The sequence below is a fragment of the Cellulomonas phragmiteti genome (assembly GCF_016862775.1).
GTDB lineage: Bacteria > Actinomycetota > Actinomycetes > Actinomycetales > Cellulomonadaceae > Cellulomonas > Cellulomonas phragmiteti.
On sequence record NZ_BONP01000014.1, the window covers coordinates 44,762 to 58,564 of the forward strand.

Annotated in this window: 13 protein-coding genes; 6 read left to right on the forward strand and 7 right to left on the reverse strand. The window is 76.3% G+C overall.

Annotated elements, in window-relative coordinates:
* Positions 1–10 precede the first annotated feature (10 nt).
* Together Cph01nite_RS12310 and Cph01nite_RS12315 are read left to right on the forward strand one after the other, a co-directional pair.
* Positions 11–541, forward strand: a complete 531-nt coding sequence (locus tag Cph01nite_RS12310) for a phage tail protein (protein WP_203674592.1) — start codon at positions 11–13, stop codon at positions 539–541.
* A gap of 139 nt (positions 542–680) precedes the next feature.
* Positions 681–2,114, forward strand: coding sequence for an MFS transporter (locus tag Cph01nite_RS12315; RefSeq protein WP_239069231.1), 1,434 nt, complete (start codon positions 681–683; stop codon positions 2,112–2,114).
* An 8-nt stretch (positions 2,115–2,122) separates the two neighbouring features.
* On the opposite strand, the gene Cph01nite_RS12320 is transcribed toward Cph01nite_RS12315, so the two are convergent.
* A complete protein-coding gene (locus Cph01nite_RS12320; RefSeq protein WP_203674594.1) occupies positions 2,123–2,308 on the reverse strand; it encodes an antitoxin in 186 nt (61 codons plus the stop codon).
* Between the two features lie 138 nt (positions 2,309–2,446).
* On the opposite strand from Cph01nite_RS12320, the gene Cph01nite_RS12325 reads away from it, so the two are divergent.
* A complete protein-coding gene (locus tag Cph01nite_RS12325) occupies positions 2,447–3,340 on the forward strand; it encodes an RDD family protein (protein ID WP_203674595.1) in 894 nt (297 codons plus the stop codon).
* A gap of 20 nt (positions 3,341–3,360) precedes the next feature.
* Here Cph01nite_RS12325 and Cph01nite_RS12330 read toward each other — a convergent pair whose 3' ends face one another.
* A complete protein-coding gene (locus tag Cph01nite_RS12330) occupies positions 3,361–3,771 on the reverse strand; it encodes a hypothetical protein (RefSeq protein WP_203674596.1) in 411 nt (136 codons plus the stop codon).
* A 67-nt stretch (positions 3,772–3,838) separates the two neighbouring features.
* Positions 3,839–7,537, reverse strand: coding sequence for a TM0106 family RecB-like putative nuclease (locus Cph01nite_RS12335; RefSeq protein ID WP_203674597.1), 3,699 nt, complete (start codon positions 7,535–7,537; stop codon positions 3,839–3,841).
* A 105-nt stretch (positions 7,538–7,642) separates the two neighbouring features.
* On the opposite strand from Cph01nite_RS12335, the gene Cph01nite_RS12340 reads away from it, so the two are divergent.
* From Cph01nite_RS12340 to Cph01nite_RS12350, 3 genes are all read left to right on the forward strand, one after another.
* Positions 7,643–8,533 carry an SDR family oxidoreductase gene (locus Cph01nite_RS12340; RefSeq protein ID WP_203674598.1) on the forward strand — a complete coding sequence of 297 codons (891 nt, stop codon included), beginning with the start codon at positions 7,643–7,645 and terminating at the stop codon, positions 8,531–8,533.
* Positions 8,533–9,189, forward strand: a complete 657-nt coding sequence (locus tag Cph01nite_RS12345) for an NAD(P)H-binding protein (RefSeq protein ID WP_203674599.1) — start codon at positions 8,533–8,535, stop codon at positions 9,187–9,189. Before Cph01nite_RS12340 ends, Cph01nite_RS12345 begins: the two co-directional genes overlap by 1 nt.
* Before the next feature lie 106 nt (positions 9,190–9,295).
* Positions 9,296–10,210 (forward strand): CPBP family intramembrane glutamic endopeptidase, encoded by a 915-nt coding sequence (locus Cph01nite_RS12350; protein WP_203674601.1) that lies wholly within the window; start codon positions 9,296–9,298, stop codon positions 10,208–10,210.
* Here the strand turns inward: Cph01nite_RS12350 and Cph01nite_RS12355 are convergent.
* The 4 genes from Cph01nite_RS12355 to Cph01nite_RS12370 are packed head-to-tail and all read right to left on the reverse strand — an operon-like array spanning position 10,180 to position 13,710.
* Complete coding sequence (locus Cph01nite_RS12355) at positions 10,180–10,884, reverse strand: methyltransferase domain-containing protein (RefSeq protein WP_203674603.1); 705 nt, start codon at positions 10,882–10,884, stop codon at positions 10,180–10,182. The two genes, Cph01nite_RS12350 and Cph01nite_RS12355, sit on opposite strands and share 31 nt — an antisense overlap.
* Positions 10,881–11,744 (reverse strand): ChbG/HpnK family deacetylase, encoded by an 864-nt coding sequence (locus tag Cph01nite_RS12360; RefSeq protein ID WP_203674605.1) that lies wholly within the window; start codon positions 11,742–11,744, stop codon positions 10,881–10,883. Before Cph01nite_RS12360 ends, Cph01nite_RS12355 begins: the two co-directional genes overlap by 4 nt.
* Complete coding sequence (locus Cph01nite_RS12365) at positions 11,741–12,475, reverse strand: glycosyltransferase family 2 protein (RefSeq protein ID WP_239069232.1); 735 nt, start codon at positions 12,473–12,475, stop codon at positions 11,741–11,743. Before Cph01nite_RS12365 ends, Cph01nite_RS12360 begins: the two co-directional genes overlap by 4 nt.
* A 23-nt stretch (positions 12,476–12,498) precedes the next feature.
* Positions 12,499–13,710 carry a glycosyltransferase family 39 protein gene (locus Cph01nite_RS12370; protein WP_203674609.1) on the reverse strand — a complete coding sequence of 404 codons (1,212 nt, stop codon included), beginning with the start codon at positions 13,708–13,710 and terminating at the stop codon, positions 12,499–12,501.
* Positions 13,711–13,803 lie beyond the last annotated feature (93 nt).

Here is a 13,803-nt window from a genome sequence, read left to right on the forward strand (position 1 = left end):
AGGAGACGACGTGTACGACCCGTACCTCGGCGAGCTGCGCCTCTTCGCCGGCAGCTTCGCGCCCCGGGGCTGGGCGTTCTGCGAGGGGCAGATCATGCCGATCCAGCAGAACACCGCGCTGTTCTCCCTGCTGGGCACCAACTTCGGCGGCGACGGGCGTGTGACGTTCGCGCTGCCGGACCTGCGCAACGCCAGCCCCGTCGGCACGGGGTCCGGCCCCGGCCTGACCTCGTTCTTCCCCGGTGACCGCACCGGCGTGGCCACGGTCACCCTGACCAGCAGCCAGATGCCGGCGCACACCCACCCGGTGCCGGCCGTGGACGCACCGGGGACCAGTGCCAACCCGTCCGGTGCCGTCTGGGCGCAGTCGCGCCGCGGCCGCGCCGTCGAGCGGCTGTACGGCCCGGCCGCGTCGCTCGTCGCGATGTCCCCGACCACCGTCGGCCCGGCCGGCGCCGGCCAGCCCCACGAGAACATGCCCCCGTACCTGCGGGTCAACGTCTGCATCGCGCTGCAGGGCATCTTCCCGCCGCGCGACTGACGCGGCGCCACGACGTCCGCCCTGGCGTCCCGGCCCGGTGTGGGCCACGATGCCCAGCGGTGCCGACGACGACGCCGCGCGGCCGACCGGCCGCGTCCCGCACGCGCCCGGACCTCCCGGGCGGACCGCAGGAGGTCTCGTGACCGGACCCGACGTCCCCACCGACCCCGCCGCGCCCGCGGCCGGTGACCCGGCCGAGCGGCTCGACCGGCTCCCCGTCACCCGGCGGCACGTGCGCCTGCTCGTCGGGTCCGGGGTGGGGTGGACGTTCGACGCGATGGACGTCGGGTTGATCTCGTTCGTCATCGCCCAGCTCGCCGTGGTGTGGGGCACCGACGCGACCGTGCTCGGCTGGGTCGCGTCCGCCGGGTTCGTCGGCATGGCCGTCGGCGCGGCCGTCGGGGGGCTGCTCGCCGACCGCGTCGGTCGCCGCCAGGTGTTCGCCCTCACCCTGCTGGTCTACGGGCTGGCGACGGGTGCGTCCGCGCTCGCGGGCGGCGTCGCCGTCCTCATGGTGCTGCGGTTCGTCGTCGGCCTGGGCCTGGGTGCGGAGCTGCCCGTCGCCTCGACGCTCGTCAGCGAGTTCGCGCCGCCGCGGATCCGCGGCCGTGCCGTCGTCGTGCTGGAGTCGTTCTGGGCGGTGGGCTGGATCCTCGCCGCGCTCATCGGCTACCTCGTGGTGCCGTCCGGCGACGACGGCTGGCGGTGGGCCCTGGCGCTCGGCGCGCTGCCCGCCCTCTACTCCGTGGTGGTGCGGCGCGGCCTGCCCGAGTCCGTGCGGTTCCTGCAGGCACGCGGCCGGCACGCCGAGGCCGAGCGCGTCGTCGCCGACCTGGAGTCGTCCCGCGCCGTCGGCCACGGCGGGCTGACGGGGGCGCAGGTGCGTGACGCGGCGGTCGCGGCCGACCCCGCCACGACCGACCCCGCCCCGGCCGACGTGCCCGGGACCCCCGCGGACGCCACCGCCGCGGCCGTGGCGGCGCCCCGCCTGGGTGCGCTGTGGGCGCCCGCGCTGCGCCGCCGGACCACCGCCCTGTGGGTCGTGTGGTTCGCCGTGAACTTCTCCTACTACGGCGCGTTCATCTGGCTGCCGTCCCTGCTCGCCGCGGACGGGCACACGCTCGTGCGGTCGTTCGAGTACACGTTGATCATCACGCTGGGGCAGCTGCCCGGGTACGCGGCCGCCGCCGTGCTCGTCGAGACGTGGGGCCGGCGCCGCACGCTCGCGGCGTTCCTCGCCGGGTCCGCCGTGGCCGCGGGGGCGTTCGCGGCCGCGTCGGGCGACGCCCAGATCATCGGCGCCGGGCTGCTGCTGTCGTTCTTCAACCTGGGCGCCTGGGGAGCCCTGTACGCGGTCACCCCCGAGCTGTACCCCACCCGGATGCGCACCACCGGCGCGGGCTGGGCGGCGGGCGTCGGGCGCACGGCCTCCGTCCTGGCGCCCCTGGCCGTGCCGCAGCTGCGCGAGCTGGGCGGCACCGGCCTGCTGTTCACGGTGTTCGCCGCGGTCTTCGTCGTCGCCGCGCTCGGCGCCCTGGCCCTGCCGGAGCGTGCGGGCGAGACGCTGACCTGAGCCGAGCGTCAGGCCTTCTTCTGCTGGTCCAGGTAGTCCTTAGCAGCGCCGACGACCTTGTCGATCGTCGCGTCCGTGCCGGCGTCGGTCCGTGCCTTGACCGCGTCGGCCGCCTTGTCGAGCGCGTCCTTGGCCTGCTCCTCGCGGCCGCCCAGCGCGCCCTTCGCCTTGCTCACCAGGTCGTCGAGACCCATGCCGGCTCCTCCGTCTCCGTGCGGCGCCGCGGTGCCGGCGCACGCGACCATCCTGCCGCGCGCCGGGCCGCGCGTCCTGGGCGATCCGCAGCGGCGGCACGCTCACGTCGTCCGGCCGACGTGCCGATGTGCAGGGACGTGACGACTGCAGGCGACCCCGCACCGGGGTGGTACGACGACGGCGTGACCCCCGACGTGCAGCGGTGGTTCGACGGCACCGACTGGACCGAGCACACCCGCCCGCTGCCCGAGGCCGCGCTGCGCCCCGCCGCGCCCCTGAACGCCGTGGTGGGGGCCGCCGTGGGGGCCGGGGCGGGCACCGGCATCGGCGACCGCGCCGCGACGGGCTCCGCCGCCGGTGGGTCCTGGCAGCCGGCGCAGAGCGCCTGGGTGCCCGGCGAGCCGATCCCCGGGCTGGCACCCCCGCCCGAGCCCCCGCCCGTGTCCCCGTGGGCCGCGGCCCCGGCGAGTGCGCCGTGGGCCGGTGGGACCGGTGCGTCCGCGTTCGGCACCACGTCCCCGTTCGGTGCCGCGCTGGGCGGCCCGGGAGGCTGGGCCCCGGGCGCAGGCTCGCTGCTCGGTGAGCCGGCGCACTGGGGGTGGCGCGTGCTGGCGACCCTCCTCGACCAGATCCTGACCACGATCCCGTACCTCGCGGGCATCCTCTACCTGCAGATCACCTCGGTGCCCGGGCTCGACGCGTACGGGCGGTTCACGACGGTGCCCACGGCGCAGGGCGTGGTCGTGGCCGGTGTCGGCGCGCTCGTCACGCTCGTCCTGTGGTTCGTCAGCCGGGTGGTCCAGCAGGGCCGCACCGGGCAGTCCTGGGGCAAGCGCATCGTGGGCCTGCGGACCGTGCACGAGACCACGGACCAGCCCCTGGGCATGTGGTGGGCGTTCGTGCGGGACATCGCGCACGTCGTCAACGCGTTCCTGTTCTACCTCGGCTACCTGTGGCCGCTGTGGGACCAGCGCCGCCAGGCGTTCTCCGACAAGCTCACGCACGCGGTCGTGCTGCGCGACCCGCACTGACGCCACGGGTCGCAGCGGGGTCAGTCCCCGCGCTCGACGTCGCCGACCGTGTCCAGCGGCTCGTCCCCGGCGGCGCTGACCTGGTCGACGTCGGTGCCGTCGACCTCGGTGCCGTCGACCTCGACGCTGACGATCTCGCTGCTCACGATCTCGGTGCTCGGGATCTCGGTGCTCGGGACCCCGGGCAGCGACGGGTCGCCCTCGACGTCGTCGCGCAGCTCCTCGCTGCGGGCCTCGACCTCGGCGCGCTGCTGGGCGATGGCCTCCCGGATGCGCTCGGCCTGGGTCGCGAGCTCGGTGCGGACGTGCTCGACGCTCGCGTCGACCGTGGCGCGCGCCTCGGCGTCGATCTGCTCGAACTCCTGCGCCAGCGCCCGCTCCTCGGCGCGCAGCGCCGTGCGGACCCGCTCGAACTCCTCGTCCACGCCCATGGTTCCTCCGCCTCCGTCGTCCGTCGGTCGCGTCGCTCCGTGTGCTCGCGCCGCTCCGCCCCCGACGCTACGTGCCCGCGGGCGCCTCCACGACCGAGCGGGTCGTCAGTCCCACGAACGCGCCGAGCCGCTCGAGCGACTCGGGCCTCTGGGGCAGGGTGCGGGTGAGGTGCGTCGAGCGCACGACGAACCCGGCCCACTGCCCCCGGGACACCGCGACGTTCAGCCGGTTGCGGTCGAGCAGGAAGTCCAGGCCGCGCGGCACCTGCGCGGGCGAGGACGCGGCGGTCGTCACGATCACGACCGGTGCCTCCTGCCCCTGGAACCGGTCGACCGTGCCGACGCGGGTGGCGGTGAACCCGGCCGCGTCGAGCGCGCGGCGTACGGTCCAGACCTGGGCGTTGTACGCGGCGACGACCAGCACGTCCGCCGGGGTCAGCGGCCGCTCGGGTGGCGTGGCGCCCGCGTCGCGCCACGTGCGGCCCACGAGGTCCGCGACGCAGCGCACCACCACGTCGGCCTCCTCGGTGGACGCGACGGCGTTGCCCGCGTGGTCGACGAGCACGCCGTGCACCCCCGCGGGCACCCCGTCCAGCGAGCGCGCCGCCGCCGCCGGCGCGGCGGCGAGCCGACCGGCGTACGCGAGGGTCGAGACCGCGGCGCACAGGTCGGGGTGCAGGCGGTACGTCACGGGCAGGAAGTACCCGAGCTCGTCCGGCAGGGTGTCGTGCCCGTCCGTCAGCCACCCCAGCGCGCTGCGGTCCACGGGCTCGGGGTGGGTGCCCTGGCTGACCTGGGGGAGCTGCTGCGGGTCGCCCAGGAGCAGCAGGTTGCGTGCCGAGCCCGCCACGGCGAACGTGCTCGCGAGCGCGAACTGCCCGGCCTCGTCGACGACCAGCAGGTCCAGCGGCTCGGCCGGCAGCCGCCGCGCGTTGACCAGGTCCCACGCGGTGCCGCCGAGCACCGCGCCCGCGCCGGGCGCACCGCCGGGGTGCGCGGCCCAGAACGCGCCGAAGCCCGCGTCGGGCACCCACGTCCACGGGGCAGCCGGGTCGGCCGTGCGGCCGTCCGACGACCCGGGCGCCTTCTTCGCGATCGCGTCGGGGGCCACACCCGCACCGGCGACGCCCCGCAGCATGTTCTCGACCACGGCGTGCGACTGCGCGACGACGCCGACGCGCCACCCGCGGGCGACCAGGGCGGCGACGACCCGTGCCCCGGTGTAGGTCTTGCCGGTCCCGGGCGGTCCCTGCACGGCCAGGTACGAGTCGTCGAGGTCCAGCACCGCACGGGTGAGCACGCCGACGAGGTCACCGTCGGCCGGTGGCAGGGGCGCGCCGGAGCGGGTGCGCGGCGGGGTGCGCCGGGCCAGGTCGAGGACCGCGGCCCGCGGCAGCGGCAGGTCGCCCTCCGCCGTCGTCCCGGACGTCGTCCCGGACGTCGTCCCGGACGTCGGTCCGGTGGTCGCTCCCGTGGTCGCGGTGTCCCGCACCCGCCGGGCGAGCCCGCGGATCGCCTCGCGCAGCGGTGCGGTCCCGACGGGGCCGGCGGGGGCCAGCGCCATCGGCACCTCCGTGAACGGCGCGGACCCGCGGGGACGGGTCTCCTCGACGAGCAGCACGTCGCGCGGCCGTGTCCCGCTGGCCTCGGCCGTGACCTCGAGGACCGTCATGCGCTCGCACCAGCCGCGCGGCGCGTCGACGGACGTCTTCACGCACTCCGGCAGCGGGGGGTCGTACAGCCCGACGGCCTGTGCGCCGGCCCGCAGGTCGCTGCCGGGCTCGAGCCGGCCGGTCATGCGCAGCACCCGCCGCTCGACCTGCTTGCCGGGGGGCAGGTGCCAGTCGGTCACGACCTCGACCGCCCCCGGGCGGTCCGCGAGCAGCACGTTGCGCCGCTCGGTCCAGTCCGACGGGTGAGCGCCGAGGCGGTCGAAGTGGCCCCACCAGTACGGCTTGTCCTCGCGCTGGTGGTACCGCAGCGCGGCGCCGACCAGCGCGACGGCCTGCCGCGCCGGGGTCCGCACGACCCCCTCGCCGGGGCCGGGGCCCGCCAGCGCGAGCAGCTCGTCCTCCAGCGGGTCGGGTGCCGCGAGCTCGGCGGCGCGCGCCGCCGCCTCCGGGTCGAGCACGACCGCGCGGGACGGCGCGACGCCGACCTCGGCGAGGCGTGCCAGCAGCCAGTCGCGCAGCCCCAGCGTCGAGTCGCAGTCGTAGTGGTTGTAGACCTCGATGGCCTTGATGCGATCGATCCAGTCGTCGAGGCGCCCGGCGTCGCGGGCGGCCACGGCCTGCGCGTACTCGACGATCGAGTCGGCGGCGTTGGTCACGCCGTCGCCCCGGCCGGTGGGCATGTACAGCGGCTCGAGCTTCTTCAGCGAGTACGACCGCTGCCCCGTGCGGACGCCCGCCTTGACCGCGGCGTACAGGTCGACGAGCAGGCCCTCGCGCAGCAGCGCGTCGACCTGCGCCTCGCCCTCGCCGTGGCGCCCGGCGAGCCGGCGCAGCGTCGACTTCTCGTAGGCCGCGTAGTGGTAGACGTGCATGCCGGGGAACCGGGCGCGCCGCTCGGCGAGGTAGGCGAGGAAGTCGCGCAGCGCGACGCGCTCGGCCGCGCGGTCGTGCGCCCAGAACGCGACGAACGGTGCCTCGGCGCCGGGCTCCGGCGGCTGCTCCACGACGCCGAACAGGTACTCCAGGCCCCACGCGTCGGGCTCGCCCGCCAGCGCCGGGTCGTACCAGAGCGGGTCGCCCTCGAAGTCGAAGAAGATGTCGCCGGGGTCCGCCGGCGGCAGCAGCCCGGCGACCCGCTCGGGGTGCGTGAGGGACCACGGCACCTCGACCGGACGGGCCGGGTCGGGGTTGCGGGCCTCCTGCTCGACCTGCAGCCGCGCCTGCAGGCGCGCCTTGCCCAGGACCTCCGGGCTCAGCCCCTCGACCTCGAGGCCGTCGGGGGCGGCCGCGAGCGCGTCGATCGTCGTGACCCCGGCCGCGACCAGCGCGTCGCGCTGCCGCTCGTACACGCCGGCGACGAGCGTGACGTCGCGCCGCGCCTCGAGCTCGGCGGTGCAGGACGTGCACCGGCCGCACGCGGCCCAGCGCTCGTCGCCCCACGCGACGGGCCGGCCCTGCGCGCGGTGCGTGTCGAGCATCTCCTGCAGCCGGGTGCGCCGCTCCCGGTACACGGGGACCAGGTCGGCGACGGCGTGCCGCGTGACCGCACCGTCGCCCAGCACGAGCTCGACCTGCCGGGCGACCGGCTGCCCGGCACGGGCCAGCTGGTCGGCGTACGCGGCCACCTGCAGCAGCGCCGTCGGCTGCGCGTTGCGCGCGAGCTTGGCGTCGCGCACGGACCACGCGCCGTCGTCGTCCCGGACGACGAAGTCGGCACGCCCGACGAACCGGCCGTCGAAGAACGCGGCCTGGTGCACGACGTCCGCCGACGCGAGCAGGTCCAGCGTCGCCGCGTGCGCGGCCTGCAGGTGCGCGCGCGAGCCCGGGTCGCGCGTCGCCGGCACCTGCGCCAGCCCCCCGGGCACCCCCGGGCGCCACACGCCGTGGCGCGCGACCAGGCCGCGCAGCACGCGCTGCTCGTGCTCGTCGCCCAGGTGCGCGACGCGGGCCAGCACGACGTCGGCGTCCGGCTCCACCGCCGGCCCGCGGCCGAGGCGGGCGTCGAGCGCCCGCAGGACGGCGTGCTCGCACTGCGCCGCGGCCGTCAGGTCGCTCGCCGAGTACGTCAGGGTGCCGTCGTCGAGCAGGATCACACCGGCAGGCTACGGCGCCCCACCGACACCCCGGTGCCCCGCGCCCGCCGCGGCGCGCGACCCGCTCGGGATGCCGTGCGGCCGTCGCGCCCGCACGATGGACAGATGGCCGACCAGACGACACCCCAGGACCCGACGACCCAGCAGCCCGACCCCGACAGCCACGGCGGTGAGCAGATCGCCCACCCGGGGCTGACCGACGACATGCGCGAGGAGCCGGACCACGGCGAGGAGTCGTACCAGGGCTCCGGGCGCCTCGAGGGCCGCCGCGCGCTGATCACCGGGGGCGACTCCGGCATCGGCCGCGCGGTGGCCATCGCGTTCGCCCGGGAGGGCGCGGACGTGGCGATCTCCTACCTCCCCGAGGAGGAGGAGGACGCGCGCGAGACGCTCGCCTGGGTGGAGAAGGCGGGCCGCCGCGGCCTCGCGCTGCCCGGGGACATCCGTGACGAGGAGCTCGCGCGGTCCCTCGCGGGGCGCGTCGTCGACGAGCTCGGCGGCCTCGACGTCCTCGTCAACAACGCCGCCTACCAGATGGGTCAGCCGGGCGGGCTGGCCGACATCACCACCGAGCAGCTCGACCGCGTCCTCAAGACCAACGTGTACGCGATGTTCTGGATCACCCAGGGCGCCCTGCCGCACCTGAGCAGCGGCGCGTCGATCATCAACACCTCCTCGATCCAGGCGTTCGAGCCCAGCCCCGGGCTGCTCGACTACGCGTCCACCAAGGCCGCGATCCTCAACTTCTCGATGGGCCTCGCGCAGCAGCTCGCGGAGGACGGCATCCGCGTCAACGCCGTGTGCCCGGGCCCGATCTGGACGCCGCTGATCCCGGCGACCCTGGACGTCGAGAAGGTCGACGACTTCGGTGCCGAGACCCCCATGGGCCGCGCCGGCCAGCCGGCCGAGCTCGCACCGGCGTACGTGTTCCTCGCGTCGCAGGAGTCGTCGTACATCACCGGCGACCGCATCCTGGTGACCGGCGGCAAGTCCTGATGCGCGTCGTCGTCGTGGGCGGGCACGGCAAGGTCGCGCTCCGGCTCGTGCCGCTGCTGGTCGCCCGCGGCGACGACGTGGTGCCGCTGGTGCGGCGCCCGGAGCACGCCGACGAGCTCGCGGCCCTCGGTGCGCAGCCCGCGCTCCTCGACATCGAGGAGTCCGACGCCGACGACTTCGCCGCCGTCCTCACCGGCGCGGACGCCGTCGTGTTCGCCGCCGGTGCGGGCGCCGACGGCAACGCGGGCCGCAAGCGCAGCGTCGACCTCGAGGGGTCGCTCAAGGCGCAGGAGGGGGCGCGCCGGGCCGGGGTCCGCCGGTTCGTGCAGGTCTCCGCGATCGGGGTCGACGCCCCCATCACCGACGACATGCCGGCCGTGTGGGCCGCGTACGTCGTCGCCAAGCGCGACGCGGACGAGGCGCTGCGCGGCACCGACCTGGACTGGACGATCCTGCGGCCCGGCGGCCTGACCGACGACGCGGGCACGGGCCGCGTGACCCTTGGTGAGCACGTCGAGCGCGGGGACGTCCCGCGCGCCGACGTGGCTGCGGTGATCGCCGCCGTGCTGCACGACGACGCGACCGTCGGCCGCCAGTGGGAGCTGGTCGCCGGGGACACCCCCGTCGCCGAGGCGCTCGCCCGCGCCCGGGGCTGACGGGCCGCGGCACCCGCCCGCTCTCCTCCGTCCGCAGGAGGTGCACCGGGGCATCTCGTCGCTCCGCAGGACGCGCGCGCACACCGGCCCCTGCCAGGGTGCGGGCATGGCCACGCCGACGTCGCAGCCCGCCCCCGTGCCCCTCACGCCGCCCGCCGACCATCCGCCCGCTGCCCACCCGCGGGTCGGCGCCGCGCTCGCGGCCGTCGGGGCGGCGGTCGCGGTCGGCGCGCTCGGCACCCTGCTGGTCCTGGCACCGCAGGGGCTGCGCAGCTCCGCCGACCCCGGGGCTCCGACCGTGCCGTACTGGCAGGTGCTGCTGCCGACGGTGGTCGCGCTGGTGCTGGTGCGGGCGCTGCCGCCGCGGGTGCCGACCCTGGCCCCGCGCGTGCAGGAGGGGCGGCGCGTGCGGGTGGCCGTCGCGGCGCTGGTGGCGTGCGCGGCCGCGTTCCCCGTCGTCGTCGCCGCGTCCGGGGTCGCGGCGTCCGCGGAGTACCACCTCGTCAAGCTCGTGGTCGTCGTCGCGCTGCCCGCGCTCGCGGTGCTGGCGACGCGCGGGTCGCTGGCCACGACGTGGCCGCGGGCCGCGTGGCGCTGGTGGGCGCCCGCCGTCGTCGTGGTGGTGTGGACCGCGCTCAGCCAGGCCGCGCCGTGGCTGCGGCACGCCGACTACTCCGGGTACCCGACGGACCTGCTGGTGGCCGCCGCCCTCGCCACGGCGCTGACCGCCGGCGTCGGGGAGGAGCTGCTGTACCGCGTGTGGCTGCAGACGCGGCTCGAGGCGCTGCTGGGGCGGTGGGGCGGCATCGCGGTGGCGGGCCTGCTGTTCGCGCTCCTGCACGTCGGTGCCCGGCACGGGCAGGGCCCGCTCGTCGAGGTGGCGGGGGCGGTCGTCGTGCAGGGCCTGACCCTCGGTGTCGTCGCGGGGTACCTGTGGTCCCGGTACCGCAACGTCGCGCTGACCGTCGCGCTGCACGTGCTGGCCAACGGCTACGTCGTGGCCGTCGCGCTGGTCGGCTGACCCCAGCCCGCCGCGCGCTCCCCGACGAGCACGTGGTGCGGGTGCACGCGCCCGGCGTCCAGGCGCGTGGCCGTCACCGCGAGGCCCTCCTCGCGCAACCACCCGGCCATGACGTCCGGCGGGACGAACGTGAACGTCGTCGACCCCTCCGTGATCCGCAGGACCCGCACCGACAACGTCTCCTGCCAGCGGTTCCAGCGCACCTTCCAGGCGGGGGAGGCCCCCATCTCCTTGACGACGAGCCGCCCGCCCGGCGCCACCTGTGCGGCGGCGGCAGTCAGCAGGCGGCGCTGCGCCTCGGCGGGCAGCAGGTACAGCACGTCGACGACGACCACGGCGTCCCACGGCCCGGCGGGCACGGCGCCGTCGGGTGCGACGGTCAGGTCGAGGTGGGGCACGCGCGCGGCCGCCCCGGCGCCCGCGGCGATCTTGTCGGCGTCGATGTCCACGCCGACGACCCGCCGGCCCGGCCCGGCCACGGCGGCGTACGCGCTGAACAGCCCGTGACCGCACCCGATCTCCAGCACGGCGCCGGTCGCCGGCAGCAGGGGCTCCAGGCGGCGGAACGGCGCGCTCCACCAGCGCACGTGCACGTGCGCGCGCTCGCGCCACGGCGCGTCGCGGTACAGCGCGAGGGCCGCGCGGCCCGCCGCGTCCGGTCGACGTCCCGTCATGCCCGTCCCTCCGTGCCGCCGGTGCCCGCCGCGACCAGCCCGGCGAAGCCTGTCAGCCGGTACCCGCACGCGTCGACCTGCGCGCGCGTGCGCGGCGACGTCAGCGCGGCCAGCTCGTCCACCCAGCGGTACCCCCACGCGAACCGGTCGGTGGCCGGGTCGTCCGGCACCCCCGGGTGGGCGTTGACCTCGAGGGTGCGCGCCCCGCGCGCGGCGGCGGCCCGCAGCGTCGCGAGCAGCCGGTCCTCGTCCATCGCCCCGGCCTCGTCGAGGCCGGCGTAGTCGTCGGTCGTCGTCAGACCGGCACGCGCCAGCCGCCGGCGCAGGCCCACCCCGAGCGCACCGACGCCCGCCCCGGCCACGCCCAGCGCCCGGCTGCGCGGCAGCCGGACCGCCGGGACGCCCGCCGCGAGCGCCAGCTCGGTGACGACCCGCCCCACGACGGGCCACAGGTGCGTGTGCTGGTGGGTGTCGAGGTGCGTGACGGGCACCCCCACGCCGCGCACCCGCTCGAGCTGCGCCCCGAGCTCGCGGCGCACGTCGTCGGGGTCGATGCGCCCCGCGAGGCCGCGCGCGACGACCGTGCGGTAGCTCAGCGGGAACCGGCCGTCGCGGTCCACGAGCGTCGGCACCTCGCGCGCGGTCAGCAGCGGCGGGTCCTCGCCGACGAGCGCGAGGTGCGCGCCCAGCTCGAGCGTCGGGTGCTCGCGCAGCACGCGCGCCGCGTCGTCGAAGGCCGTGCCGACGGCCAGCAGCGACGTGGCGGTCACGACGCCGTCGACGTGGGCACGCCGGACCGCCTCGTTGACGCCGGGTGTCAGCCCCAGGTCGTCGGCCGTGACGACGAGCAGGCGCGTCACGCGCGCGGACGGGTGGGCAGGGTGCGCAGCTCGCGGCGCAGGGTCCACATCTCCGCGAGCATCGTGCGGATCACCCCGAGCGAGGACAGCGTCGAGACGCCGCGGGTGCGGGGGAAGTAGTCGACGCCGATCTGCAGCACGTCGAACCCGGCCTTCTGCGCCCTGACCAGCAGCTCCGCGTCGATGAACGAGCCCTCGCTGCGCAGCGTGACGTGGTCGAGCACCTCGCGCCGGACCAGCTTGAACGCGAAGTTCACGTCCCGCACGCGGGTGCCGAACATCGCGCGCACCAGCCCGTTGTAGAGGAACGAGTAGATCGCGCGCCGCGGCCCCTCGCCGGTGCGGTCCAGGCGGTACGCGCTCACGATGTCGACCTCGTACGTCTGCAGCACGCGCAGCGCGCGCACCAGCTCGCGCATCTCGAACGGCAGGTCCGCGTCCGTGTACAGCACGACGTCGCCCTTGGCGGCCTCGAACCCCGAGCGCATCGAGCCGCCCAGCTTGCGGTTGACCGGGTGCCGCACGACGCGCACGTGCGGGTCGTCGGCGGCCAGCGCGGCCGCGATCTGCGGCGTGCGGTCGGTCGACGCGTCGTCGACGACGATGACCTCGTAGTCGAGCACGTCACCCGCGTCGACCAGCTCCCGGCACGTCACCGACGCGGCCGCGACGGCCCGCTCGATGTACTCCTCCTCGTTCCACATGGGGAAGAAGACGGAGAGGCGGCCCACCGGGCCGGGACCTCGCGTGGACGTCATGAGACTGCTACCCCTCTGCCGAACAGGAACGTGAGCACGACGAGCAGGACGCCGCTGACCGCCAGGGTGACGGGTGCGACCCACCGCCGGTCGCGGGTCGCGAGGAAGTCCCCGGCGGCGGCCATCACGGGGAACGCCACCAGCACGTACCGGCCGGTCCCCATGAAGTCCTTGGTCCCGATGATGGGGATGAGGAGCACCACGGCGGCGAACGCGGCGTAGCCCCAGCCGAACAGCCGGTGCACACGGCGCATCAGCAGCACCGCGCACAGGCACGCCAGCGCCTGCAGCGTCAGCAGCAGCGCGATGCCGTAGGGCCCCTTGACCAGGGTGCCGAGGTACACGACCTTGAACCAGGTGCGCGGGCCCACCCCCTGGTCCCAGCCCGGTGCGGACTCCACCTCGACGAACGCGAGCGGGTGCCCGAACTCCAGCCACAGGTACAGGCACCACCCGGCCAGCCCCAGCCCCGACGCCAGCACCCCGAGGTGCCGCAGCCGGACCTCCCGCACCGAGCGGACCAGCTCGCGCCACCCGGGCCGGCCCGCCGCCGCGCGGTCCTCCGCCAGCATCTCCAGCGTCCGCACGACCAGGCCGACGGCCACGGCGACGCCGACGGGCCGACCCGCGGTCGCGACCGCGCCCACGAGACCCGCGGCGAGGTACCACCGGCGCTCGAGCAGCACGAACGCACCGACGGCGCTGAGCAGGAACAGCGCGTCGGCGTACATCGGGCCGTAGAGGAAGAACGCGTACGGGTACAGCAGCAGCACCGCGACCGCCAGGACGGCCGAGCGGCGCGGCAGCCGCCGGCGTGCCCACAGCGCGAACAGCACGACCGCGACCAGGCCGCACAGCACGCTGAGCAGCTGCCCGGCCACCTGGTGGTCCCCGAGGAGGTCGCCGAACCCGCGCACGCTCAGCGGGTACGCGGGGAAGAACGCGACCGACGACTGCTGGCCCGGCACGTAGGAGTAGCCCTGGCGCACGATGCCGAGGTACCAGGCCGCGTCGTACTGGTACCACCCGTCGAGCCACGACGGCCCGACGAGCTCGGGGTCCGCCCGGCGCTGGGCGCGCGTCGACAGGGCGACCACCATGGAGAGCGCGACCACGAGGCCGGTGAAGACGCCCGCCACCGCCGCCCCGTACCGCCACCCCGACCGCCGGCCGTCCACGGGCGCCGGCGGTGCCCCCTGCTCGGTCATGACCGTTCCCACGTGCCCCCCTGCGCTCCAGCCCCGTCGCGTCCGGTGGCGGGCACGGCCCGCATAGGGTAAGACGCGCCAGCGGCCCGGAAG

Coding starts and splice junctions, on each gene's coding strand:
- Cph01nite_RS12370 (WP_203674609.1), bottom strand. CDS start 13,710: ATGACCGAGCAGGGGGCACCGCCGGCGCCCGTGGACGGCCGGCGGTCG.
- Cph01nite_RS12355 (WP_203674603.1), bottom strand. CDS start 10,884: ATGACGGGACGTCGACCGGACGCGGCGGGCCGCGCGGCCCTCGCGCTG.
- Cph01nite_RS12340 (WP_203674598.1), top strand. CDS start 7,643: ATGGCCGACCAGACGACACCCCAGGACCCGACGACCCAGCAGCCCGAC.
- Cph01nite_RS12345 (WP_203674599.1), top strand. CDS start 8,533: ATGCGCGTCGTCGTCGTGGGCGGGCACGGCAAGGTCGCGCTCCGGCTC.
- Cph01nite_RS12350 (WP_203674601.1), top strand. CDS start 9,296: ATGGCCACGCCGACGTCGCAGCCCGCCCCCGTGCCCCTCACGCCGCCC.
- Cph01nite_RS12330 (WP_203674596.1), bottom strand. CDS start 3,771: ATGGGCGTGGACGAGGAGTTCGAGCGGGTCCGCACGGCGCTGCGCGCC.
- Cph01nite_RS12320 (WP_203674594.1), bottom strand. CDS start 2,308: ATGGGTCTCGACGACCTGGTGAGCAAGGCGAAGGGCGCGCTGGGCGGC.